The sequence below is a fragment of the Terrabacter koreensis genome (genome assembly GCF_054783315.1).
The window spans coordinates 799,039-825,416 of the sequence record NZ_BAAGQU010000004.1; the positions used below are offsets into that span (position 1 = coordinate 799,039).

Genomic DNA, 26,378 nt, shown 5'->3' on the forward strand with positions numbered 1-26,378 from the left:
AGCCGCTCCGTGGCCGTCGAGCTCGTCTACGAGACCCACTCGATCACCGAGGACAACGAGGCGGGGATCGCCACCGGCTGGCTGCCGGGACGCCTGTCCGCCCAGGGCCGCAGCCTTGCTGCAGAGCTGGGGCGGCGTCGCCCGGCCGGCGGGTTCGCGGCCGTCTGGAGCTCCGACCTCGGTCGTGCCGTCGAGACCGCCCACCTCGCGTATGCCGGCAGCGGGGTGCCGCTCGTCGCCGACGAGCGCCTCCGCGAGTGCGACTACGGCGTGCTCAACGGCGGGACCGTCGCCGACCTCGACCGCGTGCGACTCGACCACGTCGACGTCCCGTTCCCAGGTGGCGGGCAGAGCTACCGCGACGTCGTCGAGGCCACGGCGACCGTCCTCGACGACCTGCGGCGTCACCACGAGGGCCAGCGCGTGCTCCTCGTCGCCCACTCGGCCAACCGGTGGGCGCTGCAGCACCTCCTCGACGGGACGCCGCTCGAGCAGCTCGTCGGTGCCCCGTTCGCCTGGCAGCCCGGCTGGGAGTGGACGCTCGAGTGACGCGGGCCGCACGGCAGGCGGCGTGGTCCGGAGCGGGTCCCAGCGCCGGTAGACTCCTGACCCCGTGGCACTCACCATCGGAATCGTCGGTCTCCCCAACGTCGGCAAGTCGACGCTCTTCAACGCGCTGACCAAGAACAACGTGCTCGCCGCGAACTACCCGTTCGCGACGATCGAGCCCAACGTCGGTGTCGTGCCGCTGCCCGACGCCCGGCTCGGTGCGCTCGCCGAGATCTTCGGGTCCGAGAAGATCCTGCCCGCGACCGTGAGCTTCGTCGACATCGCCGGCATCGTGCGTGGCGCGAGCGAGGGCGAGGGCCTGGGCAACAAGTTCCTCGCCAACATCCGCGAGGCCGACGCCATCTGCCAGGTCGTGCGCGCCTTCGAGGACGGCGACGTGGTGCACGTCGACGGCAAGGTCAGCCCGGCCGGCGACATCGAGACGATCCACACCGAGCTCATCCTCGCCGACCTCCAGACCCTCGAGAAGGCGGTGCCGCGCCTCGAGAAGGAGGCCCGGATCAACAAGGACAAGAAGGCGACCCTCGAGCTCGCGCAGGCCGCGCAGAAGGTCCTCGAGGAGGGCCACACCCTGTACGCCGCTGCCGCGGCCGCGGGCATCGACCTCGGCGAGGCCAAGCAGCTCGGACTCCTCACGACGAAGCCGTTCATCTACGTCTTCAACCTCGACGAGGACCAGCTCTCCGACGCCGAGCTGCAGGCCTCCCTGCGCGAGCTCGCGACGCCCGCCGACGCGGTCTTCCTCAACGCCAAGCTCGAGATGGACCTCATGGAGATGGAGCCCGAGGAAGCGCTCGAGCTGCTCCAGAGCTTCGGCGCCGACGAGTCGGGCCTCGACCAGCTCGCCCGCACCGGCTTCCACACCCTCGGCCTGCAGACCTACCTCACGGCCGGCCCCAAGGAGTCGCGCGCCTGGACGATCGGCAAGGGCTGGACCGCCCCGCAGGCGGCCGGCGTCATCCACACCGACTTCCAGCGCGGCTTCATCAAGGCCGAGGTCGTCAGCTTCGACGACCTCGTGTCGGCCGGCTCGATGAACGCGGCCAAGGCGGCCGGCAAGGTGCGCATCGAGGGCAAGGACTACGTCATGGCCGACGGCGACGTGGTGGAGTTCCGCTTCAACGTGTAGCCAGTTTTTCCTCCTGCGGTCGCCGTTCGGGGGGTCGCCCGCGTATGCCGTGTCGGCGGGCCGTGCCATGGTCTCCCCATGGACGACGGGCGGGTCGAGGACGCAGACACGGGCGGACGTGACGGGCTGGGAGGGCAGGAGGGCCGCGGCGCACGGCTGGTGCGCGACCGGAACCTGCGCGGCACGCGTTTCGTCGGGTGCGACCTGAGCGGGGTCGTCGTGCGGGGCAGCGAGGTCGCGGGCATGGAGGTGGACTCGCCGTGGCTGATGGAGGGCGGCGCCCGCCTGCTCGTCAACGGCGTGGACGTCGTCCCCCTCGTCGACGCGGAGCTGAACCGTCGCTTCCCCGGCCGCGAGCTGCGGTCGGCGACGAGTCCCGCCGGCCTGCGTGACGCCTGGGCGGCGGTGGAGGCTGCGTGGGAGGCCACGCTCGCGCGTGCGACGGCGATGGCTCCGGGCGCCGTCGACTCCTCTGTGGACGGCGAGTGGTCGCTGGCGCAGACCCTGAGGCACCTGGTCACGGCCACCGACACGTGGCTCGGTCGGGCCGTCCTGGGCCTCGACCAGCCCTTCCATCCGCTGGGGCTGCCCAACGACGACGGTGAGACGCAGGCCCACGACGCGTCGGCGTTCACGGACCGCACGCCGACCCACTCGGAGATCCTCGAGGCCCGGGCCGGACGCCAGGCGATGGTGCGAGAGCACCTGGGGGGCATCTCGGCTGCCGGGCTCGCCGTGCCACGACGCAACCCGCACGCTCCCGAGGTCGACGAGACCGTCCTGTCGTGCCTGCACACGATCCTCGAGGAGGAGTGGGAGCACCACCGTTACGCGGTTCGTGACCTCGACGTGCTGGCCGCAGCCTCGGACCCGGGCGCAGCGCACTAGGGTCGGCGCATGACCGACGACCTGACGATCATGCACAACAACCGGTGCTCCACCTCGCGAGCCGCGGTGGAGCGCATCGAGGAGGCCCACCTGCAGGCCGAGGTCGTGGACTACCTTCGCGACCCGCTCGACGCCACGGCCCTCGGGGCGTTGCTCGACAAGCTGGAGGACGCGCCGGGCGACCTCGTGCGACGTGACTCCCACTTCGCCGAGCTCGGACTGACCGACGCCGACGTCGCGACGCGCGAGCAGGTCGTCGCGGTGCTGGCCGAGCACCCGCGGCTCATGCAGCGTCCGGTCCTGGTGCGGGGCGACCGGGCGATCATCGGACGGCCGAAGGAGCGCGTCGCGGCCTTCCTGGCCGAATGACCTGTCGGCCCGGAGGCCGCGCCGGGGAGAGGCGCGGGCTCCGGGGGCGGGGGCCGGTCAGCCGAGACCGAGCCCCATGCGGCCGGTGGCGTTGAGCTGCTCGGGCGTGAACCGGTCGGGCCACCTGCGCTCGTAGTGCTCCTCCGGGAAGTCGCTGGGGCTGGAACCGCTGAGGAACGCCTCGCGGACGTCGGCGGCATACCGCTCGTTGCGCTCGCACCACGGGGCGGCGGGGACGTACATGACGTTGCCCCAGCCCTGCTGGTCGCGGACCGGTGCGACGCTGTGGATCATGTCGCAGTGCCACCACACCGAGTCGCCCGCCCGGACGTCCGGGATGCCGCTCAGCGCCTCGAGCAGCAGCGGGTGCCACTTCTCGCTGGCGGGGAAGACCTGGTTGGTGCTGACGCCGCACATCTCGTCGTCGGGGACGTCGGCGAGCAGGGGGCGGAGCATCAGGTAGGCCATCGCCTCCGGGATCGGCACGGTGTGCAGCACGCCCTGGTCGTGCGCCATGTCGGACAGGGCGGTCCAGCCCTGGAAGGTGCGGAAGGCGGAGCACATCGTGGTGCCGGGGTACTGCGGGCCGGCGGTGCGGTGCGCGGCATCCCACGGGTCGTAGTCCTCGACGGTGCCGTCGAAGAGGTGCCGGAAGGCCTGCTGGTAGGCCTGGGTCATCCAGAGGTCGAGCGTGCCCGGGTCGCAGTGGGCGCCGAGGCCGTCGGAGTCGGCGCCCGGCGGACGGCGGCGGATGCGGTCGGGGTAGAGCGAGTCGCGGTCGGGGTCGAACCAGGTCGTGCCCTCGGACTCGTGCTTCCACTGGCTGTTGAGGAAGGACTGCACGGTCGCCATGCGCTCGCTCTGGCGGGCCTCCATCTGCGCGGGGGACCAGTAGATGGGGTAGATCTCGGGCTTGGAGCCGACGCTGCCGAAGAAGTCGTCGCCCGGGCCGCGGTAGCTGTCGAAGAACCCGTTGCCCTCGACGTAGGCGACGATGCCGGCGTCCCAGGCGAGCGCCTGCTCGCGCGGGAAGTGGCCGCGCACGACGAGGCACCCGCGCCGCCGGAGCGCCGCCAGCCGGTCGGGGGCCACCGTGCCGTCGGCGATGTCGGCGTAGTCGATGACGGGCCAGACCTCCTCGCCACTCTCCTTCGCGGCGCGGATCTCGGCGACACGCTCGGCGATCTGCCGCTCGACGACCGCGAAGACCTCCTCGATGCTACGGCCGGACGCCTCGATGCGCGCCCGGAGGGCCTGCTTGACCTCACGGACGGCTCGGGGGAGGTCGTCAGGCGTCGTCTCCCAGTGCGGCAGGGCGGCGACGGACGGGGTGGCGGGGGCTGCGGTCATGGCGCGCTTCCTTTGGTGAGGACTCCTTACGAAGTAAACGGTAGCGCGCCTCAGATGTTTGGGCAAGAGTCCTAACTAGGATGTGTCCATGTCTTCCGCGAAGCCCAGCCTCGAGCTGCTGAGGTCGCTCACCGACGAGCACGTGCTGCGGGCCCTGATGGGTCGCCCGAGACTGACCCGGGCCGAGGTGGCGGCGCTGACCGGCATCTCCAAGCCGACGATCTCCGAGGCATTCCGCCGGCTCGAGCAGGCCGGAGCCGTCGTCGACACGGGGGAGCGCAGCCACGGTCGCGGCAGGGCTGGCACCTACTACTCCCTCTCGCCCGCCTGCGGGCTCGCACTCGTCGTCAGCATCACGCCCCAGGGCGTCGTCGCGGAGACGGTCGACGCCCTCGGCCGCGTGGCCGCCGCGGCCGAGGTGCCCCTCGACCGCGGCACCGACGCCGGCGGCGCCGCCCGAGGGGTGGTGGAGGCGGTGGCCGCGGTGGCTCGCGAGGCCGGGACGCTTCGCGTGCGCGCGGCTGCCGTCAGCGCCGCAGACCCCGTCGACCGCGCGTCCGGCAGGCTCGTCCACCTGCCCGACTCGCCCTTTCTCGTCGGCGACCTCGACCCCGCGTCGTTGCTCCGCGGGGTGGTCGACGGGCCGGTTCTCGTCGACAACGACGTCAACTGGGCGGCGAGGGCCGAGCAGGCGGGCGAGGTTGGCAGGGCGGTCAGTGCTACAGGTGCAGCCGGTGCCGCTGGTGCTGCCGGCCCGTCGGACGACTTCGTCTACCTCTACCTCGACGAAGGGCTCGGGTGCGCCGTCGTCACGGATGGCGCGGTGCGGCGCGGCCACGCAGGCCTTGCCGGCGAGATCGCGCACGTCGTCACGACCGGGCCCGACGGCCGGGCCATGCCGCTGACCGAGGTGTTCGCCCGGTTGGGCCTGCGCCGCGAGGGGTCCACCGCGATCGAGGTCGAGGCGGTGCGGGCCGCAGACGGCGTGACTCTGGCCGCGCTCGCCACGGCCGTGTGCGGCGTGCTGTCCGCGGCCGTCGCGCTCGCCGACCCGGAGATGGTCGTCGTGGGCGGGACGTGGGGCCGTCACGCGGCCTTCGTCGCCGAGCTGTCCCGTCAGGCCGCCGGGCTACCGCGACCCGTGCACCTGGTCGCAGCCAACGTCGGCCCGCGGCCGCAGCTCGCGGGCGCGAGGTCCGCCGCCCTCGAGCGGCTGCGCGACGTCATCGTCGACAGCGCTCGCGACCCGGTCGCCCGCTAGCGCCGCGCCGACGGCCGCCGTCAGCTCGCGGTCTCCGTCATGTCGGGCCCGGTCGTCGCGATGAAGTCGCGCAGCAGGTCGGCGAACCGCTCGGGGTCGTCCAGGTGGGGGAAGTGACCGGCGCCCTCGAAGAGCTCGACGCGGCACCCGGGGATCGCCTCCTCGGCCCGTGCGGCGTGCCGGGACGGGATGACCATGTCGTCCGTGCCCCAGATGACGAGCACGGGCAGCCCCGCGAGGTCGGGCAGGTACTCGCGAGCCGTCACCGTCTGGCCGCGGGTGTCCATGACGGCGCGCGTCGTCGTGAGGAAGGCCCGGCGGCTCTCGGCGTCGCTCAGCCGCGCGAAGCCGTCCCAGGCGGCGCGCATGTCGTGGCTGGCCCGCCAGCCTGCGCGCGCCATCGTGCGGCCGATCGTCTCCACCCGACCGCGCACCCATCCGGAGGCGAGGGCCGGCAGCACCCACTCGGCGCCGGGCAGCGTCACGGCCCGCAGGGCGGGGTTGACCTCCCGCCCGAGCCCCCCGCTGCCGACGAGCACGAGCCGTTCGACGCGCTCCGGGAAGAGGTAGCAGAACTCGAGGGAGATGCCGCCGCCGAGCGAGTGGCCCACCAGGGTCACCCGGTCGATGCCGAGGCGGTCGATGAGGTCGCGCAGCGTGGCGGCGTGCGTGGCGAGCGAGTAGTCGCCGTTCGTGTTGGCCGAGGCGCCGTGACCGAAGAGGTCGGGCACCACGACGCGGTGCCGGTCGTCGAGGCGGTCGACGAGGTGCCCCCAGCTCGTGTGCGACCCGAGCAGTCCGTGGACAAAGAGGATCGTCTCACCGGCTCCGCTGTCGACGAACGACAGGGCGTGCCCGTGCAGTGAGATCACCTGCGGTTGTAGCGCGCTCACGACACCCCCTCGCGTCCGCGTAACCCCTGCTTCGAGGTTAGCGCCGCAACCGCGCGCGCATGACCGAATCGACCGGGGCCACGGACTTCGCCGGCCGTTGGGTGCGCGCCGGCTGCTCGCTCGACGACCCGGTGCTCGCGACCGAGCGCCGCGCTCGGCCGCCGTACGCCGGTGGCTCCCCACCAGCCGTCGCGTCAGCGGGCGGTCAGCGGGCGGTCAGCACGAGGAACGGCAGGTCCGTACACGCCGTCGCGGTCCAGTCCGCCTGCGGCGTGGCCTCGCCGGCCAGCCATGCCCCGACGGGGAGCCCGCGCAGCAGGTCGCCGGTCACCCAGGTCGGATCGGACGAGGTGACGACCCGGCCGGTGGCGTTGACGAGGACGCACGTGCGGTCGACGGTGTCCATGACCTCGAGGAGGCGCTCCTCGAACCACGCCACCAGCACGTCGACGCCGACCACCCCGGCGAACGTGCCGTCGACGAGGAACGGCTGCGTGAAGGTCAGGGTGTACTGGTCGGTGCACAGGTAGTCGACGTAGGGCCCGGTGACGTGACGCTGCCCGGACTCGAACGGCTTTGCGTACCATGGCAGCTCGGTGTAGTCACGGAAGCCGACGGCACGGGGGTCGGTCTCGGCCGCGAGCTTCGAGATGGTCGTGGTGCCCCCGCGCGACTCGGTGGTCCACCACTCGAGCCAGTACGCGGCGTCCGCGAGCGTTCCCGGAGCCATGACGGCCCCGGCGCCCGCGACGGGGGTCTGGGGGTCGGCGAGCATCGCGCGGCAGCGGTCCTCGATGTCGAGGTCGGCGCGACGCGGCGACCTTGCCGAGAGCGGGCCGACGAGCAGGTCCGCGAGGTCGTCGAGCTGGCCGAAGACCCAGGTCCCGAAGTCCGAGACCCATCGGGCCACGTCGGTGTCGGTCGTGATGGTCGTCATGCTCGTCACTCGTTCCTCCGTGATCGGGTGAGGCGGTGCAGGGCCTTCACCGCGTCGAAGAGCTGCCTGACATGATCCTCCGCGCGCTGCCGCGCCGTCCCAGGATCACCGGCGGCCACTGCCTCGACGATGGCGAGGTGGGCCGGGCCGGCTGCGGTCCCGAGCTCGACGTCGGCCAGCCACAGCACAGGGCCGATCTCGCGCTGGAGCGCCATCTCCTCCCGGGTGAGGCGCGCCGACTGGGCCATGGCCGCCAGCTCGAGGTGGAAGGTCCCCTCCAGACGAGGTATGCCGCTGGGCTCGTCGCGCTCGGCCCGGGCCGATGCGAGGCGCCGGAGACGGGCCACGTCCTCGGAGTCGGCGCGCTCCGCGGCGAGGGCGGCGCAGTGCCCGCTGATCGCGCAGTAGTGGTCGGCGAGGTCGCGCAGCTCGCCCAGGCCGACGTGGGCCAGTCGCGCGAGCAGGGCCGCCCGGCCTCCGTCCTGTGGCGCCTTGACGAAGGACCCGCCCCCACGCCCGCGCCGGGTGACGATGAGGTCGTCGTCGCGGAGGGTGCCGAGGGCTTCGCGCACCGTCACGGTGGCGACCCCGAAGCGGTCGGCGAGGTCGCTCTCGGGGGGCAACATGCTCCCGTCGGGCAGCAGTCCGAGCGCGATCGCCTCGCCCAGGCGACGGCGTACGGCCTCGGCGCGGCCCTCCGCCGGCAGCGGGGCGAACACGGCGGCATACGGCCCCAGGGGCATCGACCGGTCCGCCATGGAGCCTCCGCAACAGTTTGGGCACATCGCTTGCGCTTAAACATATGGACCCATACGTTTTCCGTCCAGAGGTACACGCGCGTTCGACGACGAACGCCCCGACGACCCGAGGAGGCACCATGGCGGCCGACCAGGCGCCCGGTGTGCCGGCCATCCGGCTGAGCAGGCTGCGCAAGGAGTTCTCCGGCAGCCCTCCGGTCGTCGCCGTCGACGACGTCGACCTGGACGTGCGCGCGGGGGAGTTCTTCTCGATGCTCGGGCCGTCCGGGTCGGGCAAGACGACGGTGCTGCGGATGATCGCCGGGTTCGAGGAGCCGACGGCCGGCGCCATCGAGCTCGCCGGCGCCGACGTCACGACCCGCCAGCCCTACGACCGCGACGTCAACACCGTCTTCCAGGACTACGCCCTTTTCCCGCACATGAGCGTGGCCGAGAACGTCGAGTACGGCCTGCTCGTCAAGAAGGTCGGACGTGCCGAACGGCGCTCGCGGGTCGCCGAGGCCCTCGAGCAGGTGCGCCTCGGCGACCACGGGTCGCGGCGGCCGTCGCAGCTCTCGGGCGGCCAGCGCCAGCGCGTCGCCCTCGCGCGGGCGCTCGTCAACCGGCCCACGGTGCTGCTGCTCGACGAGCCGCTCGGCGCGCTGGACCTCAAGCTGCGCGAGCAGATGCAGGTCGAGCTCAAGGGGATCCAGCGCGACGTCGGCATCACGTTCCTCTTCGTCACCCACGACCAGGAGGAGGCGCTCACCCTCTCCGACCGCATCGCCGTCTTCAGCGCAGGTCGCATCGAGCAGGTGGGCACCGCGCGTGAGGTCTACGAGAGCCCCGCGTCGGCCTTCGTCGCCGGCTTCGTCGGCACGTCGAACCTGCTGACGGGGGAGACGGCTCGCGCGGTCATGGGCCGCGAGGGTTCGGTCGCGATCCGTCCCGAGAAGCTCGCGGTCGTGCCGGCCGAGGGGGCCCGCGCGGCCGAGGGACAGCTGAGCGCCGCAGGCTCCCTCGAGGAGGTCGTCTACGGGGGACCGGTCACGCGCTACGTCGTGGCCCTCGACGCGGGGGGCCGGCTCACGGCCCTCGAGCAGAACACCGGAGCCCGGGCCGACGGCGCCGCGCTGCGTCGCGGCGACCGGGTCGCTCTCCGGTGGCGGTCGGAGCACGTCATCGACGTGCCCGGAGCACCGACGCCCGAGCTGCAGGGGCAGGGCACCTCACCACAGCAATTCCCAACCACATGAAGGAGATCGGCGTGCGCACGTCAAGGAAGTCCCTCATCGGGACCGTCGCGGCCGTAGCCGTCCTCGCCCTCGCCGGGTGCGGCAGCTCGACGCCCAGCAGCAGCCCCGGGGGGAGCGCGGCGCCCGGGGGCATGCAGGTGCCCGACCTCAAGCCGCTCGACAAGCTCGGCACCCCCGAGGGCCAGGTCAACGTCCTCGCCTGGCCCGGCTACGTCGAGGACGGCAGCAACGACCCGAAGGCCGACTGGGTCACCGACTTCGAGAAGACGTCAGGGTGCTCCGTCAACATCAAGACCTTCGGCACGTCCGACGAGGCCGTCCAGCTCATGCGCACCGGCCAGTACGACGCCGTGTCGGCCTCCGGTGACGCGACCCTCCGCCTCATCGCTGCCGGCGACGTCGAGCCGGTCAACACCTCGCTCGTGAAGAACTACGCCGACATCTTCGACGCCCTGAAGATGAAGCCCTGGAACTCCGTCAACGGCGTCGCCTACGGCATCCCGCACGGCCGCGGCGCCAACCTGCTGATGTACCGCACCGACATGGTCAAGCCCGCCCCCGACTCGTGGGGCGCCGTCTTCGACCAGGTCGGCGCGCAGAAGGGGAAGGTCACCGCGTACGACTCGCCGATCTACATCGCCGACGCGGCGCTCTACCTCATGACGACCAAGCCCGAGCTCGGCATCAAGGACCCGTACGCGCTCGACGACAAGCAGCTCGCAGCCGCGGTCGACCTGCTCAAGGCGCAGAAGGCCAACATCAGCGAGTACTGGTCCGACTACCTCAAGGAGGTGCAGGCCTTCAAGACCGGCACCTCGACGATCGGCACGACGTGGCAGGTCATCGCCAACGTCGCCCAGGGCGAGAAGGCACCCGTCGAGGCGGTCCTGCCCAAGGAGGGCGCGACGGGCTGGTCCGACACCTGGATGGTCTCGGCCAAGTCGAAGAACAAGACGTGCGCCTACCTGCTCGTCGACCACCTCGTCTCCCCGAAGGTCAACGCGCAGATCGCCGAGTTCTTCGGTGAGGCCCCCGCCAACAAGAAGGCCTGTGCCGAGACCGCGGACCCCAACCACTGCAAGGTCTTCCACGCCGAGGACGAGGCCTTCTTCTCCAAGATCCGCTACTGGAACACGCCCATCAGCGCGTGCCTCGACGGTCGCACCGAGGTCAAGTGCACGGACTACGCCGCGTGGACCAAGGCCTGGACCGAGATCCGCAACAGCTGACGAACCACACCACCGAGGGAGGCGACGATGAGACGACGCAGAGGCCTGGCAGTCCTGCTCGGCCCGCCCATGCTCTGGCTCGTCGTCGCCTACCTCGGTGCGCTCGCGGTCATCTTCGCGACGGCCTTCTGGACGACGGACCCGTTCACCAACCTCGTCGTGCGCACGTTCACGGTCGAGAACTTCCGCGAGCTGCTCAGCGGGACCTACCTCGGCATCATCGGGCGCACGCTGCTCATCGCCGTGCTCGTCACCGTGCTGTGCGTCCTCGTCGCGGTGCCGTTCGCCTTCTTCATGGCCCGGGTGGCGCCCCGCCGGTTCCGTGGCCTGCTGCTGGCCGGGGTGCTCGTGCCCCTGTGGGCCAGCTACCTCGTCAAGGCGTACGCGTGGCGCACCATGGTGCAGCCCGGCGGGGTCGTCGACAGCACCTTCGGCGCCACGCCGGGGTACGGCCTCGCGGCCGTGGTGCTCACCCTGACCTACCTCTGGCTGCCCTACATGGTGCTGCCCGTGTATGCCGCCTTCGAGCGGTTGCCGGAGAGCCACCTCGAGGCAAGCGCCGACCTCGGGGGCAGGGCCGGCACCACCTTCCGCAGGATCGTGGTTCCATCGCTGCTGCCGGCCATCGCAGCGGGATCGGTCTTCACCTTCTCGCTCTCGCTCGGCGACTACATCGCCGTGCAGATCGTCGGAGGCAAGCTCCAGGTGCTCGGCACCGCGGTGCTGCAGAACATCACGCTCGACCTGCCCTTCGCGGCCGCGCTCGGCACCGCCTCGGTCGTAATCATGGTCCTCTACCTGCTCGCCGTGCGGCGCACGGGCGCGCTCGACAACCTGTGAGGTCTCCGGTGCGAACCGTGACTGCGACGAGGAGGAGCCGGTGAGGCTCGGACGCGGCCCCAAGCTGGCCCTGACGGCATTCGCGACCGTCGTGCTCGCCTTCGTCTACGTGCCGCTCGTCGTCGTGGCGCTCAACTCGTTCAACAGCGACCGCACCTTCGGGTGGCCGCCGCCCGGCTTCACGACGCAGTGGTGGCGGGCAGCCTTGCAGGCACAGGGGCCTCGCGACGCGCTGCTCACCTCGGTGCAGGCCGGGCTCGGCGCGACCGCGATCGCGCTGGTGCTCGGCACCCTGCTCGCTCTGGCCCTCAGCCGCTACGACTTCTTCGGCAAGCACGCGATCTCGATCCTCGTCGTGCTTCCGATCGCGCTGCCCGGCATCGTGACCGGCATCGCCCTGCAGTCGGTGATCCAGAACGTCCTGAGCCCGGTGTTCGGCATCGGTGCCGGCCTCTTCACGATCATCGTCGGCCACGCGACCTTCTGCATCGTCATCGTCTTCAACAACGTGACGGCCAGACTGCGCCGGCTCGGCGGTTCGCTCGAGCAGGCGTCGGCCGACCTCGGCGCGCGGCCGTTCACGACGTTCCGCCGCGTCACGTTCCCGCTGCTGCGCTCGAGCCTGCTCGCCGGGGCGTTGCTCGCCTTCGCGCTCAGCTTCGACGAGATCGTCGTCACGACGTTCACCGCCGGTCCCGAGAGCCAGACCCTGCCGATCTGGATCTTCAACAACCTCTTCCGGCCCAACCAGGCGCCGGTGGTGAACGTCGTCGCGGTCGTGCTCATCGTCCTGTCGATCGTGCCGGTCTGGCTCGCCCAGCGGCTCGGAGGTGCCGACGCCGCCGAGAGCCGCCTCTGACTCGGCCGATCGCGCAGCGCACGTGAAGGACGACCGCACACGGGTCCGATGTGGGGCCGCCCTCGTGAGGTGTCGCTCAGGTGGGGCGGGCCGTATGCCGTCCGGCTGGTGCTCCCGGCAGGTTCGGGCTCCGGCAGGGTTCGGGTCCAGGGGGCCGGTACGGCCTTAGCAGCCGGCGGGGCCGCAGGCTGCGGCGTCGGTCGCGTCGGTAGCGACCCCACTCGTGACGGGCTGGAGCATGACGACGGGGTGCGACTCCCGCCACGCCTGCTCGAGCGCCTGTGCGAAGAGCTCGGTGGGCTGGGCGCCGGAGATTCCGTACTTCGCGTCGAGCACGAAGAAGGGCACGCCGCGGATGCCGAGCTGCTGTGCAGCGGTGATGTCGGCGACGACGTCCTTGCGCCACCGGTGGCCATCGAGGTCACGCACGATCTCGTCGGCGTCGAGGCCGGCCGCGACCCCGATGCGCACGAGCACGTCACGGTCACCGATGTCCTCGCCGTGCTCGAAGTGGGCCGACAGCAGGGCGTCCTTGACGGCGTCGCCGACCCCCCGGGCCTTGGCCAGGTGAAGCAGCTCGTGGCCCGCGAAGCTGTTGGCGACCACGACGGAGTCGAAGTCGTAGGCGAGACCCTCGTCGGCGGCGATCGCGGTCACCTGGTCGAACATCCGGCGGACCTGGTCGCGGGACATACCCTTGCGGTCGACGAGGTAGTCGAGCTCGGTGCCGTCGTGGTGCTCGGGCAGCGTGGGGTCGAGCTGGTAGCTGCGCCAGTGCACGACGACCTCGTCGCGGTGGGGGAAGGCGGCCAGCGCCTTCTCGAAGCGGCGCTTGCCGATGTAGCACCACGGGCACGCGATGTCAGACCAGATCTCGACCTTCATGGAACCTTCAACCATCGAGGTGCTTCAGTGCTTCCCGTCGGCCGTTCGTCCCCGAGGTGGTGGCCTGGCGCGTTCCACATTGCGAGACGGTAACGGTTCGGAGTCGGCCGGGATCCAACTTCAGCGTTTCGCTTCTAGAAGTATTCCGCCGCGGTTCAGTGTGCGTTAGCGTCCCCGAGACGAGGCGCAGTCGCCGATGCGCTCGCAACAGTTGTCATGTCCAAGTGACTCCGGTGAGCAGACGAGAAGCGAGGTGTGAGGTCGTGTCGGAGATCCATCGCGACGTCGAGTTCGGTGCCGGCACCGCCCAGGACACCCTGGCGACGGAGGAGGGTGACACCCAAGAGACGAAGATCCTGGGTCGCACCCCGTGGCAGCTGGCGCGGGCCCGACTGCGCCGCGACAAGATCACCACGGGGGTCCTCGCGGTGGTGGCCCTGGCGATCGTCCTCGCGATCCTCGCGCCGATCCTGTCCATCCTCGGCGTGCTCGACCCCGAGACCTTCCACCCCGAGCTGATCGACGGGAACAGCGGCGGGCTCCCCATCGGCGGCGGCGGCGGGCTCTCCTGGCAGCACCCGCTGGGCGTCGAGCCCGGCACAGGTCGCGACGTGCTTTCCCGCATCGCCCTCGGCATGACGTTCTCGATGACCGTCGCGCTGAGCGCCACGGTCATCACCGTGGTGCTCGGGACCGTCATGGGCCTCGTGTCCGGCCTCCTCGGCGGCAAGACCGACTTCTTCATCAGCCGGATCATCGACATGGTGCTGTCGTTCCCGGTCACCCTGATGCTCCTGGCGCTCTCCGGCATGTTCATCGACATCATCACCAAGGCGGGCGTCCCGGCCGGCAACCCCAGCAACGGCGCGTACATCGTGCTCGTGCTGGGCCTGTTCGGGTGGCCCACGATCGCGCGCATCATCCGCGGTCAGGTGCTCTCGCTGCGCGAGCGCGAGTTCATCGAGGCAGCGCGCAGCCTGGGGGCGTCGAACCGGCGCATCTACTTCAAGGAGCTGCTGCCCAACCTCTGGGCCCCGCTGCTCGTGTACGGGACCCTCGTCATGCCCGCGTACATCTCGGCCGAGGCCGCGCTGAGCTTCCTCGGTGTCGGCATCAAGCCGCCGACCCCCACGCTCGGCAACCTGCTGACCTACTCGGTCAACTACGCGGCCGCCGACGTCACGTTCTTCCTGTTCCCCGCCATCGCGATCGCGATCCTCGTGCTCTCGTTCAACCTCATGGGCGACGGGCTGCGGGACGCACTCGACCCGAAGGCGGATCGGTGACCCGCTCGGACTGCGCCTGCAGGGCCGGGCTGACGAAACTCCCTCGGCGATCGTCTGGGGGCTACAGCGCCGTAACCACGGTGCGTTCAACGAAGGAGAGGGAATGACCATCAGCAGAAGGACGACGGCCCTCGCGGTCCTCGCTGTGACCTCGGTCCTCAGCGTCGCCGCGTGCGGAGGTGGGGGAGGCACGACCGGTGGCTCGGGCAACGGGTCCACGGGGTCGGCTGCCGCCGGCTCGAAGGGCGGCACCGTCTTCTGGCTCACGAAGCGGCCCGCCGAGCACCTCGACCCGCAGCGCACCTACATCGGTCGCGATCTTGCGAACGAGAGCCGACTGTTCTACCGCGACCTCGTGTCCTTCCCAGTCGGCAAGCAGGGCGAGGAGGCCACCAAACCGGTGGCGGACCTTGCCACCGACACCGGGCAGGCCAGCGAGGGCGGCAAGGTCTGGAAGTTCACGCTCAAGGACGGCGTGAAGTGGCAGGACGGCAAGGACATCACGTGTGAGGACCTCAAGTACGGGTTCTCGCGCGGGTTCGCGACCGATGTCATCACGGGTGGCCCGAACTACGCGCTCGGCTACCTCGACGTCCCCAACAAGGACGGTCTGCCGGTCTACAACGGCCCCTACAAGAAGGCCGGCCAGGCCGACTTCGACAAGGCCGTGACGTGTGAGGGCAAGACGATCACGTACCACTTCAACAAGCCGTGGGCCGACTTCCCGCTCGCGATCGCCTCGCTGCGCTCCTTCTCGCCCTACCGGGCCGACCAGGACAAGGGCGACCAGTCCAACTACGCCATCTTCAGCACTGGGCCCTACATGCTCCAGGGCACGTGGCAGAAGGGCAAGGGTGGCACGTTCGTGCGCAACACGAACTACGACCCGAAGACGGACCAGACCGGTCGCAAGGCGCTCCCCGACAAGATCGTCATCACCGAGGGTCTCACCAACGAGATCATCAACCAGCGTCTCATCGCCGACTCGGGTGACGACAAGTTCGCCGTGACCGACCGCGCGATCCCCGGATCGATGTACTCGCAGGTCGACTCGAACCCGACCGTCAAGTCGCGTTCGACGCTGACGAACTCGCCGTTCACCGACTACCTGCTGCCGAACTTCAACTCGGACGTCATGAAGAACCCCAAGGTTCGCCAGGCGCTCGCGATGGCGACGGACAAGACGGCGTACATCACCGCCCTCGGTGGCGACAAGGCTGCTACGCCGGCGAAGTCGATCGTCAACCCGGAGCTCCCGGGCTACCAGCCCAACCCGGCGTTCACGGCTCCCGACGCAGGTGACGCCGCCGCGGCCAAGAAGCTCCTCGACGAGGCCGGCGTCCCGGTCCCGGTCAAGATCAAGTACACCTACAGCGGCGGCACGCCGGCGACGGACAACGCGGCGGCTGCCCTCAAGCAGGGCTGGGACAAGGCGGGCTTCTCCGTGACGCTCGACCCGCTGACCGACACGTACTACGACGTGATCCAGAACCCGAACCAGAAGTCCGACGTGTACTGGGGCGGCTGGGGTGCCGACTGGCCCTCTGCCGCGACGGTGACGGCGCCGCTCTTCGACTCCGTCCTCAACGGGGTCGGTACGAACCCGAAGTCGAACGGTCAGGACTACGGCAACTACGCGAGCGACACGGTCAACAAGCTGTTCGGCCAGGCTCGCAACGCCGCGACCGTCGACGAGGCCAACTCGATCTACCAGCAGGCGGACGTGCAGCTCGGCAAGGACACGGCGTACATCCCGCTGTCCGTGACGAAGTTCTACTACCTGCACGGCTCGGGCATCACCGGCTACGCGCAGAGCGCCGCCACCAACGGCTACCCGGACCTGGGGTCCATCGGAGCCAAGCAGTGACGCTCGTCGAGCGGTAGTACCAACCGAACGACGCGTGGTGGGGGCCGCCCGGGCCCCCACCACGCGTGCGGAGAGGGTCTCCCCGGCACAACCCGACCCCGTTAGGGTGGATCAACCATGTTTGCTTACGTCGTCCGGCGCATCCTCGTCGGCGCCATCATGCTCGTCGTCATGAGCCTGGTGACGTACCTCCTGTTCTTCGCGGCTCCGTCCGACCCCGCGCGATTCACCTGCGGGAAGAACTGCTCGCCCGAGCTCATCGAGCAGAACCGCAAGGCACTGGGCTACGACAAGCCTGTGCTCGTCCAGTACGGGCAGTTCGTCAAGGGCGTCTTCGTGGGCCGCGAGTTCCCCGACGACCTCGAGCTCAAGAAGACCGCGCCCCAGACCATTGCCGACTGCCCGGCGCCGTGTCTCGGCTACTCGCCGCTCCAGAGCGCGACGGTCTCCTCGCTCATCGCCGAGGCAGCACCGGTCTCCATCTCGCTGGCTCTGGCGGCCTTCATCATGTGGATGGTGCTCGGCATATCCGGCGGCGTCATAGCCGCCTTGAACAAGGGGCGCCTCGTCGACCGGGCGCTCGTCGGCAGCGCCCTGATCGTCTACTCCTTCCCGACGTTCTTCATCGGGCTGTCGCTCTACATCTTCGTGGCGATCAAGTGGCAGCTGACACCGATACCGGTCTACACGCCGATCAGCGAGGGCGGCGTCGGAGCGTGGTTGTACGGCCTCTTCCTGCCCTCGTTGACCCTCGCGCTCATCTACATCGCCGGCTACATCCGCCTCACCCGGGCGTTCGTGCTGGAGTCGATGGGTGAGGACTACATCCGAACGGCACGCGCCAAGGGTCTCTCGCAGCGGCGGATCCTCGGCAAGCACACGATGAGAGCGGCCCTCACGCCGATCGCCACCGTGGCGGGTCTCGACCTCGGTGGCTTGCTCGCGGGCGCCATCATCACCGAGACCGTGTTCAACTACAACGGATTGGGCAAGCTGGCGGTCCAGGCGGCAACCACCTACGACCTGCCGACCACGGTGGGCATCGTCATCGTCGCGGCGTCCTTCATCATCACCGCCAACATCGTGGTCGACGTGCTGTATGCGGTCATCGACCCGCGCGTCAAGTACTCGTGATCGACCAGTTCGAGAGATTGGACACCATATGAGCACGTGGGCCTCCGCGGACCCCGACAGCTCCGGCGCGCTCCTCGCGGTGCGCGACCTCAAGGTCACGTTTCCCACCGAGGACGGCCTCGTCAAGGCGGTCGACGGGCTGACCTTCGACCTCCGTGCGGGTGAGACGCTCGGCATCGTCGGCGAGTCCGGGTCGGGCAAGTCCGTGACCAGCCAGGCGATCATGGGTCTGCACCGCGGGTCCCGTGCGAAGGTGGAGGGCCAGATCGTCTTCGATGGTCGCGACCTGCTCAAGATCGTCGACGAAGACCTGCGCCGCATGCGCGGCCACGACATCGCGATGATCTTCCAGGACCCCCTCTCGGCGCTGCACCCCTACTACACGGTCGGCAACCAGATCGTCGAGGCGTACCGCGTCCACAACGACGTGTCGAAGGCAGCTGCTCGCGCGCACGTGGTCGAGATGCTCGACCGGGTAGGCATCCCGAACCCGCAAAAGCGTGTCGACCAGTACCCGCACGAGTTCTCGGGCGGCATGCGCCAGCGCGCCATGATCGCCATGGCGCTGGTCAACAGCCCGCGTCTGATCATCGCCGACGAGCCGACCACGGCGCTCGACGTCACCGTGCAGGCGCAGATCCTCAACCTGCTCGTCGACCTCCAGAAGGAGTTCGGCTCCTCCATCATCATCATCACGCACGACCTCGGCGTCGTCGCCGAGCTCGCGGACAAGATCATGGTGATGTACGGCGGCAAGGCGGTCGAGGGCAGCAGCGCGGACAGGATCTTCTACGAGGCCGAGCACCCGTACACGTGGGGCCTGCTCCAGTCGATGCCGCGGATCGACTCCGTGAAGCAGGAGCGGCTGCGGCCCATCGCCGGAAACCCGCCATCGCTCATCAACCCGCCGTCCGGCTGCGCGTTCCACCCCCGGTGCACCTTCCGCGACGACGAGCGTCTCGGCTGCTCGACCGTCGTGCCGACGTTCGACGTCTCTGCCGAGCACCCGGCGCGGTGCCTCATCCCCGAGGCCGAGCGGCGCTCCATCTTCCAAAACCAGATCGAGACCAGGACGGCATGATGACCGACCTCCCCACGTCGGGCCCGACGCCGGACGGGCCCGAGGCCGCGGCCACCGGGACCGAGGCCCCGGCCTCGACCGAGAGCGCGATGCCCGACGCCTCCCGTGACCGCGCGAGCGGCGCTTCCGGCGCCCACCGGTTCTCGCGCCAGCGCCGCAAGGCCGCCGCCGACGACGTGGCGCTGGGTGAGGTGATCCTTGAGGTCACCGATCTCAAGAAGCACTTCCCGATGCACGCCCCCGGCATCATCCGCCGTGCCGGCGACCCGGTGAAGGCCGTCGACGGTATCTCGTTCTCGGTGCGCAAGGGTGAGACCCTCGGCCTCGTCGGCGAGTCCGGCTGCGGCAAGTCGACGGCGGGTCGCACGGTGCTCCAGCTGCTGGCACCCACGAGCGGGACGATCCGCTACCAGGGCAAGGACGTCACCAACGCCGACGGCAAGGAGCTGCGCAGACTCCGCAAGGAGCTGCAGATGGTCTTCCAGGACCCCTACGGCTCGCTCAACCCCCGCCAGACCGTCGGCACGATCATCGCCGCTCCGTTCCACATCCAGGGCATCAAGCCCGAGGGCGGCATCAAGGCCGAGGTGCAGCGGCTCATGGAGCGCGTGGGGCTCAACCCGGAGCACTACAACCGCTTCCCGCACGAGTTCTCGGGCGGTCAGCGCCAGCGCATCGGCATCGCCCGCGCGGTCGCCCTGCGTCCGAAGGTCATCGTCTGCGACGAGCCGGTGTCTGCCCTGGACGTTTCGATCCAGGCCCAGGTGGTCAACCTGCTCGAGGACCTGCAGGACGAGTTCGAGCTGACCTACGTGTTCGTCGCCCACGACCTCGCGGTGATCCGGCACATCAGCGACCGTGTCGCGGTCATGTACCTCGGCAAGATCATGGAGCTGGCGACGCGCGACGAGCTGTACGAGAACCCGCTGCACCCGTACACCCAGGCGCTTCTGTCGGCCGTCCCGATCCCGGACCCCCGCCGCGAGCACAAGCGCGAGCGCATCCTGCTCAAGGGTGACCTGCCCTCGCCGATCAACCCGCCGAGCGGTTGCGTCTTCCACACCCGGTGCCCGCGTTACAGGGAAGAGCTGAGCGAGTCGGAGCGCACCCGCTGCACCACCGAGGTGCCGGCCATCCAGGGCGACAGCGACCACACGGTCGCCTGCCACTTCGCGGGCCCGCCGAAGATCGAGGTCCTCTGACCGAGGTCGGTGGACCGAGACGGCAGAGAGGACCGAGACGACCGAGAGGCGCTGCCGGCACCTGAGGGTGCCGGCAGCGCCTCTGCGTCAGGCGTCGGTCTCGTCCTCGAACGTGCCCAGGACGCGTTCGAGGAGGTCCTCCATCGTGACGAGGCCGACCGGCCCCGAAGGCCCGTCGACGATGACGAGCTGGGCGTGCGCGGCCCGCATCAGCGACACGGTGTCGAGCAGCGACAGTCCCTGGTCGACGTGCAGGGCGGGCACCGTCACGGTGGTGACGGGGGCGTGCGCCGACGCGCGCACGATGTCGCGCACGTGGGCGAGGCCGACCGGCGTGCCACCCTCGCGCACGACGAGCCGCGATCGGCCCGTGTCGCGCGAGACGGCCTCGGCCTCGGCGCAGCTGGCGGTCGTCGGCACACCGACCGCCTGGCTCATGGGAACGAGGACCTCGGTGAGCGGGGTCGTGTCGAGGTCGAGCGCGCCGGCGAGCACGCGGTGCTCGGGCTCGGCGAGCATGCCGTGCTCCTTCGAGCTGGCGATGAGCAGCTGCAGCTCCTTGGGCCCGTGCACCTGGCCGAGCTCGTCCTGGGGGGTGACCCCCACGAGGCGCAGGCACCCGTTGGCCATGGCGTTGAGCAGGCTGAGGGCCGGCCGCGCGACCCACGCGAAGCCGCGGAAGGGCAGTGCCAGCATCACTGCCGAGCGCTCGGGGTGGGCGATGGCCCATGACTTGGGAGCCATCTCGCCGACGACCATGTGCAGGAAGACGACGATGCCCACCGCAAGCACGACCGAGACCACGTAGGCCGCCGCCTCGGGGACGCGTGCGAACGTGAACACCGGGGTCAGCAGCTCGGCGACGGCGGGCTTGGCGAGCGAGCCGAGGCCGAGCGTGCAGAGCGTGATGCCGAGCTGGGCTCCGGCGAGCATGAGCGACAGCTCGCGGTTGGCGCGCACGGCGGCCCGAGCGGCGACGCTGCCGCGTTCGGCGAGGTCCTCGAGCCGGTGGCGCTTGCTCGCGACGATGGCGAACTCTGCCGCGACGAAGAAGGCGTTGAGCACCAGCAGGAGCAGCGAGACGAGGAGGGCGGTGATCATCGGCCGGCCTCCGACCGCTCGCCGGCCGGCGCGTTCGGCTCGGTGTCCTCCGCGGCGAGGTCGGCGTCGAGGGCCTCGAGGTCGGACATGAGGTCGAGCACCTCGACCCGCACCGACGAGGGCACGTGCCGCTCGACCGCCGCGACCGTGAGGCGCACGGAGACCGGCAGGCGCCGGGGCTCCTCGTCGTCGCGCTCGTCGTCGCGCGCATCGCCACGTCTGTCGTCGCGGTCGCGGTCGCCCGCGCCGTCGCGGTCGCCCGCGCCGTCGAAGCGCGCCCCGGTGGCTCCGAGATCGCCTGCGGCAGAGCGTGGTTCGTGGTCGACGGCTTCGACGAGGTCGTGGCGGTGATCCGCGACGACGTCGCGCTTCGCCTCGACGACGACCTCGTCGCCGACGACGGCCGTGCGTCCGAGGTGCTCGAGGATCAGGCCGCTGAGCGTGGAGTACTCGTCGCTGCTCGTCAGCGCCAGCTCGCTGGCGGTCTCGAGCTCGTCGAGGCGCAGGTGCCCGGGCACCACCCACGTGTCGGGACCGGTCTCGACGACGCCCGGCTGCGGAGCGTCGTCCTCGTCGAGGATGTCGCCGACGACCTCCTCGGCGATGTCCTCGAAGGTGACGATGCCGGCGAAGCCGCCGTGCTCGTCGACGACGACGGCCAGCTGCCGGTGGTCGGCGCGGATCTGCTCCAGAACGCGGGGGAGCGGGGCGCTCGTCGGCACGACGGTCGGGTCGGAGACGACGGAGCCGACAGTGGTCGTGGCGCGTCGCGACGGCTCGACCGAGAGCACCTCGGCGATGCCGGCCACGCCGACGATGTCGTCACCGTCGCGCCCGGTGACCGGGAAGCGGGACCAGCCGGTGTCGAGCAGCTCGACGAGGTGCGCCACCGTCGCGTCCGCGCGTACGGTCGTGACGCGTACGCGAGGGGTCATGACGTCGCCGGCATCGAGCTCCCGGAAGCGCAGCCCGCCCTCGAGCACCTCCGAGAGGTCGTCGTCGAGCAGACCGCCGGCGTGCGACTCGTCGATGATCCGCGTGAGGTCCTCGGCGGTGGCGCCGTGCTCGAGCTCCTCGACGGGCTCGATGCCCACCTTGCGCAGCAGGCTTGTCGACGCGCGGTCGAAGAGGCGGACGACGGGGCCCGACACCTTGAGGTAGACGAGCGTCGAGCGGCTGAGGGCCCGGGCCAGGGGCACGGTGCGCGCGATGGCGAGGTTCTTGGGCGCGAGCTCGCCGAAGACCATCTGCACGACGGTCGAGAAGACGAGGACGGCGGTGACCGAGAGGCTCAGCCGGGCGGCATACGACATGTCGGGGTCGAGCAGCTCGGCGAGCCCCTCGCCGACGAGCGGCTCGGACACGTAGCCGACGAGCAGGGCCGTCACGGTGATGCCGAACTGCGCGGCCGACAGGGTGAACGACAGCTGCGACGTGACGCGCATCGCGCGCTCGGCCGCCGCGTCACCCTCGTCGGCGAGCTGCTTGAGGGCGTTGCGGTCGACGGCGACGTAGGCGAACTCCTGCGCCACGAAGTAGCCGGTCGCCGCGGTGAGGGCGAGGATCAGCAGGATGCCCAGGCCGATGCCGAGGGCGGTGCTCATGCGATCACCACCCGGACGAGCAGGTGGTGGGGCGGGGACGGCCGGACGGGGTCCGGCCAGGGACTATGGCCCTCCTGTGACTCGGCGCGCGAGCCGGAGCGTGAGTGCGATCGCATGAGGCAATCCTAAGTTACGACGCGGTCGCGCCCCGGCGCGCGGCCTCCTGGCTGATCTGGTGGGCCAGCTCGATGTCGAGCTGCGTCAGGCCGCCCTCCGAGTGCGTCGAGAGCGCGAAGCTGACGGTGCGCCATCGGATGTCGATGTCGGGGTGGTGGTCCATCGCCTCGGCGGCAGCGCCCACCTCCTGCACCAGGGCGATCCCCGTGAGGAACGCCGGAGCCTCGTAGGAGGCCCGGATCGTGTCGCCGTCACGCGTCCAGCCGGGCAGGTCGCCGAGCTGTCGCTCGATCTCCTCGTCGGTGAGCAGTCGTGTCATGCCCCCAGTAAACCCCTGACGTATGCCGTCTGCCGGGCCGAGCTCACCGGCGCCAGTCATGCCGCGCCGATCACCACTGCGCGAGGACGCGGTACGCGGGCAGCAGGAAGTGGTCGGGGTCCCGGCGGGCGAGCCAGAGCACGTTGTCGACTGCCACGGCCTGCGTCAGGGCCTGCGCGAGGGCGCGGTCGAGCCCGCCGGCCTCGGCGAGCCGGTCGAGGCGACGGCGCAGGTGCGCGCTGGGGTCGCCGGTCGCCACCGCGTCCGCGAAGCGGTTGCGGAGAGCCGCGACGACCTCGACCTCACGCGTCCCGGCGCGGGGAAGCGGGTCGATGACGACCCAGGGTCGCCCGCTCCCGCGCGGTCCGGCCAGCACGTTGTCGTAGTGCAGGTCGAAGTGCAGCAGCTCGTGGCTCTCGGTCGGCAAGCGCCTCAGGTCGGCTCCGGTCGCCGCCAGGGTGTCCAGGGCCTGCTCGACCTGCCCGGCGCCCACCTCCGGGGCGTCGAAGCGGTGCTCGACGATCGCTGCGGCGATCCGGTCGAGCTCGTCGGCCAGCAGTGGGGTGCCCTCCGGTGCGGCGACGTGTGCCAGGTCAGCGAGGCACCGGGCCAATACGGCGTCGGCCTCGTCGATGCCCGGCAGCCCGCTGAGCGGCGTGGGACCGAGCCGTTCGAGAAGGAGCGCGCCCCGGTGCTCGTCGACGAGCCGCACGACCCGTGCCCGGGCCCGCGCGTGCGCGGCGGCCCAGGCGCGCAGGGCAGGGCCCTCGGAGGTCGCCGGGTGGTGGGCGTCGGTGACCTTGACCACCCAGCGCTCACCCGCCGGTCCGACGACGGGCCACACGCGGCCCATCCACCCGCGCACCACGGCGCCGTCCGGCCGGGCGGACCATCGCGCGAGCAGCTCCTCTGGTGGCCCCGCGGGAGGGTCCTCGACAGCGGGCCGCATGCGCACCAGTAAACCCTTCTCACGTGACGGTAGACGCGTGCGGCGTGCTGCGGCTGCTCCGTGTGGCACCATCGACGTCGCAATGAGCAGCATGAGCACCACCGCCCGCCAGCCCGTGCGCCTCGTCGTCGGGGCCGCCATCGTCGACGACCTCGTGCGGCCCACCCGGCTGCTCTCCGCCCGACGCACCGAGCCGGCAGCGCTCGCCGGGGGCTGGGAGCTGCCCGGTGGCAAGGTCGACGACGGCGAGTCGCCCCTCGCGGCCCTGCACCGTGAGGTGCTCGAGGAGCTCGGCGTACGCGTCCGGCTCGGAGCCCACCTGCCGGGACCCCTCCCGGGCAGCACCTGGCCGCTGGGCGACCGCTACGAGATGCTGGTGTGGCTCGCCGAGGTCGTCGAGGGCACCCCCGCGCCCATCGAGGACCACGACGAGCTGCGGTGGCTGGGGCTCGACGACCTGCGCGCCGTGGCGTGGCTGCCCGCCGATCTGCCCATCGTCGAGCAGCTCGAGGCCGTGCTCGCCCGCACCAGCAGCACCTGACGCCCCTCGCGCATCACCGTGACCGCCCACGCCGTGGTCAGGACCACCCCCGAAACCCTGAGAGACTGTTCCCCATGCCCATGAAGACCCGCGCGGACATCCGCAACGTCGCCATCGTCGCCCACGTCGACCACGGCAAGACCACCCTCGTCGACAAGATGCTCTGGCAGGCCGGCGCGTTCGGCGAGCACCAGCACGTCGACGAGCGCGCGATGGACTCCGGTGACCTCGAGCGTGAGAAGGGCATCACGATCCTCGCGAAGAACACCGCGATCCACTACACGGGCAAGGCGGCCTCCGACCGCGGTCTCGCCGACGGCGTCACCATCAACATCATCGACACCCCCGGCCACGCCGACTTCGGTGGCGAGGTCGAGCGAGGCCTGTCGATGGTCGACGGCGTCGTGCTCCTCGTCGACGCCTCCGAGGGCCCGCTCCCGCAGACCCGCTTCGTGCTGCGCAAGGCGCTCGCCGCGAAGATGCCGGTCATCCTCTGCATCAACAAGGTCGACCGCCCCGACTCGCGCATCGCCGAGGTCGTCGACGAGGCCTACGAGCTCTTCCTCGACCTCGATGCCACCGAGGAGCAGATCGACTTCCCGATCGTCTACGCCTCCGCGAAGGCCGGCCGCGCGTCGACCGAGCGTCCCGAGAACGGCGGCCTGCCGGACGGCGAGGACCTCGAGGCCCTCTTCGAGACGATCCTCGAGACCATCCCGGCGCCGACCTACGACGACGAGGCCCCGCTGCAGGCGCACGTCACCAACCTCGACGCGTCGAACTTCCTGGGCCGCCTCGCCCTCCTGCGCGTGCACAACGGCACCATCCGCAAGGGCCAGCAGGTCACGTGGTGCCGCCACGACGGCTCGCAGCAGCGCGTGAAGATCACCGAGCTGCTCATGACCGAGGCCCTCGAGCGCAAGCCCGCCGAGGAGGCCGGTCCGGGCGACATCATCGCCGTCGCCGGCATCCCGGAGATCACCATCGGCGAGACCCTGGCCGACGCCGAGAACCCGATCCCGCTGCCGCTCATCACGGTGGACGAGCCGGCCATCTCGATGACCATCGGCACCAACACCAGCCCGATGGTCGGCAAGGTGCGCGGCTCGAAGGTCACGGCGCGCATGGTCAAGGACCGCCTCGACAAGGAGCTCATCGGCAACGTGTCGCTGCGCATCCTGCCGACCGAGCGCCCCGACGCCTGGGAGGTCCAGGGCCGTGGCGAGCTCGCGCTCGCCATCCTGGTCGAGCAGATGCGCCGCGAGGGCTACGAGCTGACCGTCGGCAAGCCGCAGGTCGTCACGCGCGAGGTCGACGGCAAGGTCCACGAGCCCGTCGAGCGCCTCACCATCGACACCCCCGAGGAGTTCCTCGGTGCGATCACCCAGATCATGGCCGCCCGCAAGGGCCGCATGGAGCAGATGACCAACCACGGCACCGGCTGGATCCGCATGGAGTTCCTCGTGCCCAGCCGTGGCCTCATCGGCTTCCGCACCGAGTTCCTCACCGAGACGCGCGGCACCGGCATCGCGCACCACGTGTTCGAGGACTACGAGCCGTGGTTCGGCACCATCACGACCCGCACGAGCGGCTCGCTGGTCTCCGACCGCACCGGTGTCGTCACCTCGTACGCCATGGTCAACCTCCAGGAGCGCGGCGTCCTCTTCGTCGAGCCCACGACCGAGGTCTACGAGGGCATGATCGTCGGCGAGAACTCCCGCGCCGACGACATGGACGTCAACATCACGAAGGAGAAGAAGCTCACCAACGTGCGCGCCTCCTCCTCCGACAACTTCGAGAAGATCGTCCCGCCGCGCAAGCTCAGCCTCGAGCAGAGCCTCGAGTTCTGCCGCGAGGACGAGTGCGTCGAGGTGACGCCCGAGACCGTCCGCATCCGCAAGGTCGTCCTCGACGCCGGCGAGCGTGCTCGCACCGCCTCCCGCGCGCGGTCGGCGGCGAAGGCCGAGGGCTGAC

25 protein-coding genes are annotated in these 26,378 nt (G+C 70.6%); 16 read left to right on the top strand and 9 right to left on the bottom strand.

From position 1 onward, the window contains the following. Positions 1-9: 9 nt before the first annotated feature. The 4 genes from ACYVNR_RS06495 (at position 10) to ACYVNR_RS06510 (ending at position 2,956) form a co-directional block, all read left to right on the top strand. Positions 10-549, top strand: a complete 540-nt coding sequence (locus tag ACYVNR_RS06495; protein WP_461047342.1) for a histidine phosphatase family protein — start codon at positions 10-12, stop codon at positions 547-549. A 64-nt stretch (positions 550-613) separates the two neighbouring features. Further along, positions 614-1,699, top strand: coding sequence for a redox-regulated ATPase YchF (gene ychF / locus ACYVNR_RS06500; RefSeq protein WP_461047344.1), 1,086 nt, complete (start codon positions 614-616; stop codon positions 1,697-1,699). A 78-nt stretch (positions 1,700-1,777) separates the two neighbouring features. Continuing rightward, positions 1,778-2,587, top strand: a complete 810-nt coding sequence (locus ACYVNR_RS06505; protein ID WP_461047346.1) for a DinB family protein — start codon at positions 1,778-1,780, stop codon at positions 2,585-2,587. A gap of 9 nt (positions 2,588-2,596) precedes the next feature. Next, entirely contained in the window at positions 2,597-2,956 is a 360-nt protein-coding gene (locus tag ACYVNR_RS06510; protein WP_461047348.1) for an ArsC/Spx/MgsR family protein, read from the top strand. Positions 2,957-3,013: 57 nt separating this feature from the next. Here the strand turns inward: ACYVNR_RS06510 and ACYVNR_RS06515 are convergent, their stop codons facing one another. Further along, positions 3,014-4,306 carry a DUF1479 domain-containing protein gene (locus ACYVNR_RS06515; protein WP_461047350.1) on the bottom strand — a complete coding sequence of 431 codons (1,293 nt, stop codon included), beginning with the start codon at positions 4,304-4,306 and terminating at the stop codon, positions 3,014-3,016. 88 nt (positions 4,307-4,394) lie between these two features. On the opposite strand from ACYVNR_RS06515, the gene ACYVNR_RS06520 reads away from it, so the two are divergent. Further along, the gene (locus ACYVNR_RS06520; protein ID WP_461047352.1) at positions 4,395-5,567 is read left to right on the top strand and encodes an ROK family protein; all 1,173 of its coding nucleotides are present in this window, start codon (positions 4,395-4,397) and stop codon (positions 5,565-5,567) included. Positions 5,568-5,587: 20 nt separating this feature from the next. Here the strand turns inward: ACYVNR_RS06520 and ACYVNR_RS06525 are convergent, their stop codons facing one another. The 3 genes from ACYVNR_RS06525 to ACYVNR_RS06535 form a co-directional block, all read right to left on the bottom strand. After that, positions 5,588-6,460, bottom strand: coding sequence for an alpha/beta fold hydrolase (locus tag ACYVNR_RS06525; RefSeq protein ID WP_045191846.1), 873 nt, complete (start codon positions 6,458-6,460; stop codon positions 5,588-5,590). Positions 6,461-6,665: 205 nt separating this feature from the next. Then, the gene (locus ACYVNR_RS06530) at positions 6,666-7,397 is read right to left on the bottom strand and encodes a cache domain-containing protein (RefSeq protein WP_461047355.1); all 732 of its coding nucleotides are present in this window, start codon (positions 7,395-7,397) and stop codon (positions 6,666-6,668) included. A gap of 5 nt (positions 7,398-7,402) precedes the next feature. Beyond that, entirely contained in the window at positions 7,403-8,155 is a 753-nt protein-coding gene (locus ACYVNR_RS06535) for a FadR/GntR family transcriptional regulator (protein WP_461047357.1), read from the bottom strand. A 119-nt stretch (positions 8,156-8,274) separates the two neighbouring features. Between ACYVNR_RS06535 and ACYVNR_RS06540 the strand changes: the two genes are divergently transcribed. Genes ACYVNR_RS06540 through ACYVNR_RS06555 form a run of 4 tightly spaced genes read left to right on the top strand, consistent with a single transcriptional unit; the run spans position 8,275 to position 12,318 of the window. Further along, the gene (locus ACYVNR_RS06540; RefSeq protein WP_461047359.1) at positions 8,275-9,390 is read left to right on the top strand and encodes an ABC transporter ATP-binding protein; all 1,116 of its coding nucleotides are present in this window, start codon (positions 8,275-8,277) and stop codon (positions 9,388-9,390) included. Positions 9,391-9,401: 11 nt separating this feature from the next. Continuing rightward, a complete protein-coding gene (locus tag ACYVNR_RS06545; RefSeq protein ID WP_461047361.1) occupies positions 9,402-10,619 on the top strand; it encodes an ABC transporter substrate-binding protein in 1,218 nt (405 codons plus the stop codon). A 27-nt stretch (positions 10,620-10,646) separates the two neighbouring features. Further along, positions 10,647-11,459 (top strand): ABC transporter permease, encoded by an 813-nt coding sequence (locus tag ACYVNR_RS06550; protein WP_461047363.1) that lies wholly within the window; start codon positions 10,647-10,649, stop codon positions 11,457-11,459. A 40-nt stretch (positions 11,460-11,499) separates the two neighbouring features. After that, positions 11,500-12,318, top strand: coding sequence for an ABC transporter permease (locus ACYVNR_RS06555; protein ID WP_045191842.1), 819 nt, complete (start codon positions 11,500-11,502; stop codon positions 12,316-12,318). Positions 12,319-12,483: 165 nt separating this feature from the next. On the opposite strand, the gene ACYVNR_RS06560 is transcribed toward ACYVNR_RS06555, so the two are convergent. Further along, positions 12,484-13,203 (bottom strand): DsbA family oxidoreductase, encoded by a 720-nt coding sequence (locus ACYVNR_RS06560; protein WP_461047366.1) that lies wholly within the window; start codon positions 13,201-13,203, stop codon positions 12,484-12,486. 263 nt (positions 13,204-13,466) lie between these two features. On the opposite strand from ACYVNR_RS06560, the gene ACYVNR_RS06565 reads away from it, so the two are divergent. From ACYVNR_RS06565 to ACYVNR_RS06585, 5 genes are all read left to right on the top strand, one after another. Continuing rightward, positions 13,467-14,489, top strand: coding sequence for an ABC transporter permease (locus tag ACYVNR_RS06565; RefSeq protein WP_461047367.1), 1,023 nt, complete (start codon positions 13,467-13,469; stop codon positions 14,487-14,489). Between the two features lie 103 nt (positions 14,490-14,592). Further along, positions 14,593-16,356: an ABC transporter substrate-binding protein gene (locus ACYVNR_RS06570; protein ID WP_461047369.1), complete on the top strand. Its 1,764-nt coding sequence runs from the start codon at positions 14,593-14,595 to the stop codon at positions 16,354-16,356. 117 nt (positions 16,357-16,473) lie between these two features. Further along, positions 16,474-17,490 carry an ABC transporter permease gene (locus ACYVNR_RS06575; protein ID WP_461047371.1) on the top strand — a complete coding sequence of 339 codons (1,017 nt, stop codon included), beginning with the start codon at positions 16,474-16,476 and terminating at the stop codon, positions 17,488-17,490. A gap of 28 nt (positions 17,491-17,518) precedes the next feature. Further along, positions 17,519-18,571 (top strand): ABC transporter ATP-binding protein, encoded by a 1,053-nt coding sequence (locus tag ACYVNR_RS06580; protein WP_045191837.1) that lies wholly within the window; start codon positions 17,519-17,521, stop codon positions 18,569-18,571. Next, positions 18,571-19,773, top strand: a complete 1,203-nt coding sequence (locus tag ACYVNR_RS06585; protein ID WP_461047373.1) for an ABC transporter ATP-binding protein — start codon at positions 18,571-18,573, stop codon at positions 19,771-19,773. The genes ACYVNR_RS06580 and ACYVNR_RS06585 overlap by 1 nt, the downstream gene beginning before the upstream one ends. A gap of 87 nt (positions 19,774-19,860) precedes the next feature. Here ACYVNR_RS06585 and ACYVNR_RS06590 read toward each other — a convergent pair whose 3' ends face one another. From ACYVNR_RS06590 to ACYVNR_RS06605, 4 genes are all read right to left on the bottom strand, one after another. After that, positions 19,861-20,874, bottom strand: coding sequence for a hemolysin family protein (locus tag ACYVNR_RS06590; RefSeq protein ID WP_461047375.1), 1,014 nt, complete (start codon positions 20,872-20,874; stop codon positions 19,861-19,863). Next, positions 20,871-22,478: a hemolysin family protein gene (locus tag ACYVNR_RS06595; RefSeq protein WP_461047377.1), complete on the bottom strand. Its 1,608-nt coding sequence runs from the start codon at positions 22,476-22,478 to the stop codon at positions 20,871-20,873. The genes ACYVNR_RS06590 and ACYVNR_RS06595 overlap by 4 nt, the downstream gene beginning before the upstream one ends. 130 nt (positions 22,479-22,608) lie before the next feature. Continuing rightward, on the bottom strand, positions 22,609-22,914 hold the full coding sequence (locus ACYVNR_RS06600; protein ID WP_045191834.1) for a 4a-hydroxytetrahydrobiopterin dehydratase: 306 nt from the start codon (positions 22,912-22,914) through the stop codon (positions 22,609-22,611). A 70-nt stretch (positions 22,915-22,984) separates the two neighbouring features. After that, the gene (locus ACYVNR_RS06605) at positions 22,985-23,863 is read right to left on the bottom strand and encodes an aminoglycoside phosphotransferase family protein (RefSeq protein ID WP_461047380.1); all 879 of its coding nucleotides are present in this window, start codon (positions 23,861-23,863) and stop codon (positions 22,985-22,987) included. Between the two features lie 91 nt (positions 23,864-23,954). On the opposite strand from ACYVNR_RS06605, the gene ACYVNR_RS06610 reads away from it, so the two are divergent. Continuing rightward, positions 23,955-24,404 carry a (deoxy)nucleoside triphosphate pyrophosphohydrolase gene (locus ACYVNR_RS06610; protein WP_045192012.1) on the top strand — a complete coding sequence of 150 codons (450 nt, stop codon included), beginning with the start codon at positions 23,955-23,957 and terminating at the stop codon, positions 24,402-24,404. Positions 24,405-24,478: 74 nt separating this feature from the next. Further along, positions 24,479-26,377 (top strand): translational GTPase TypA, encoded by a 1,899-nt coding sequence (gene typA / locus ACYVNR_RS06615; RefSeq protein ID WP_045191833.1) that lies wholly within the window; start codon positions 24,479-24,481, stop codon positions 26,375-26,377. The last annotated feature ends 1 nt before the right edge of the window (position 26,378 follow it).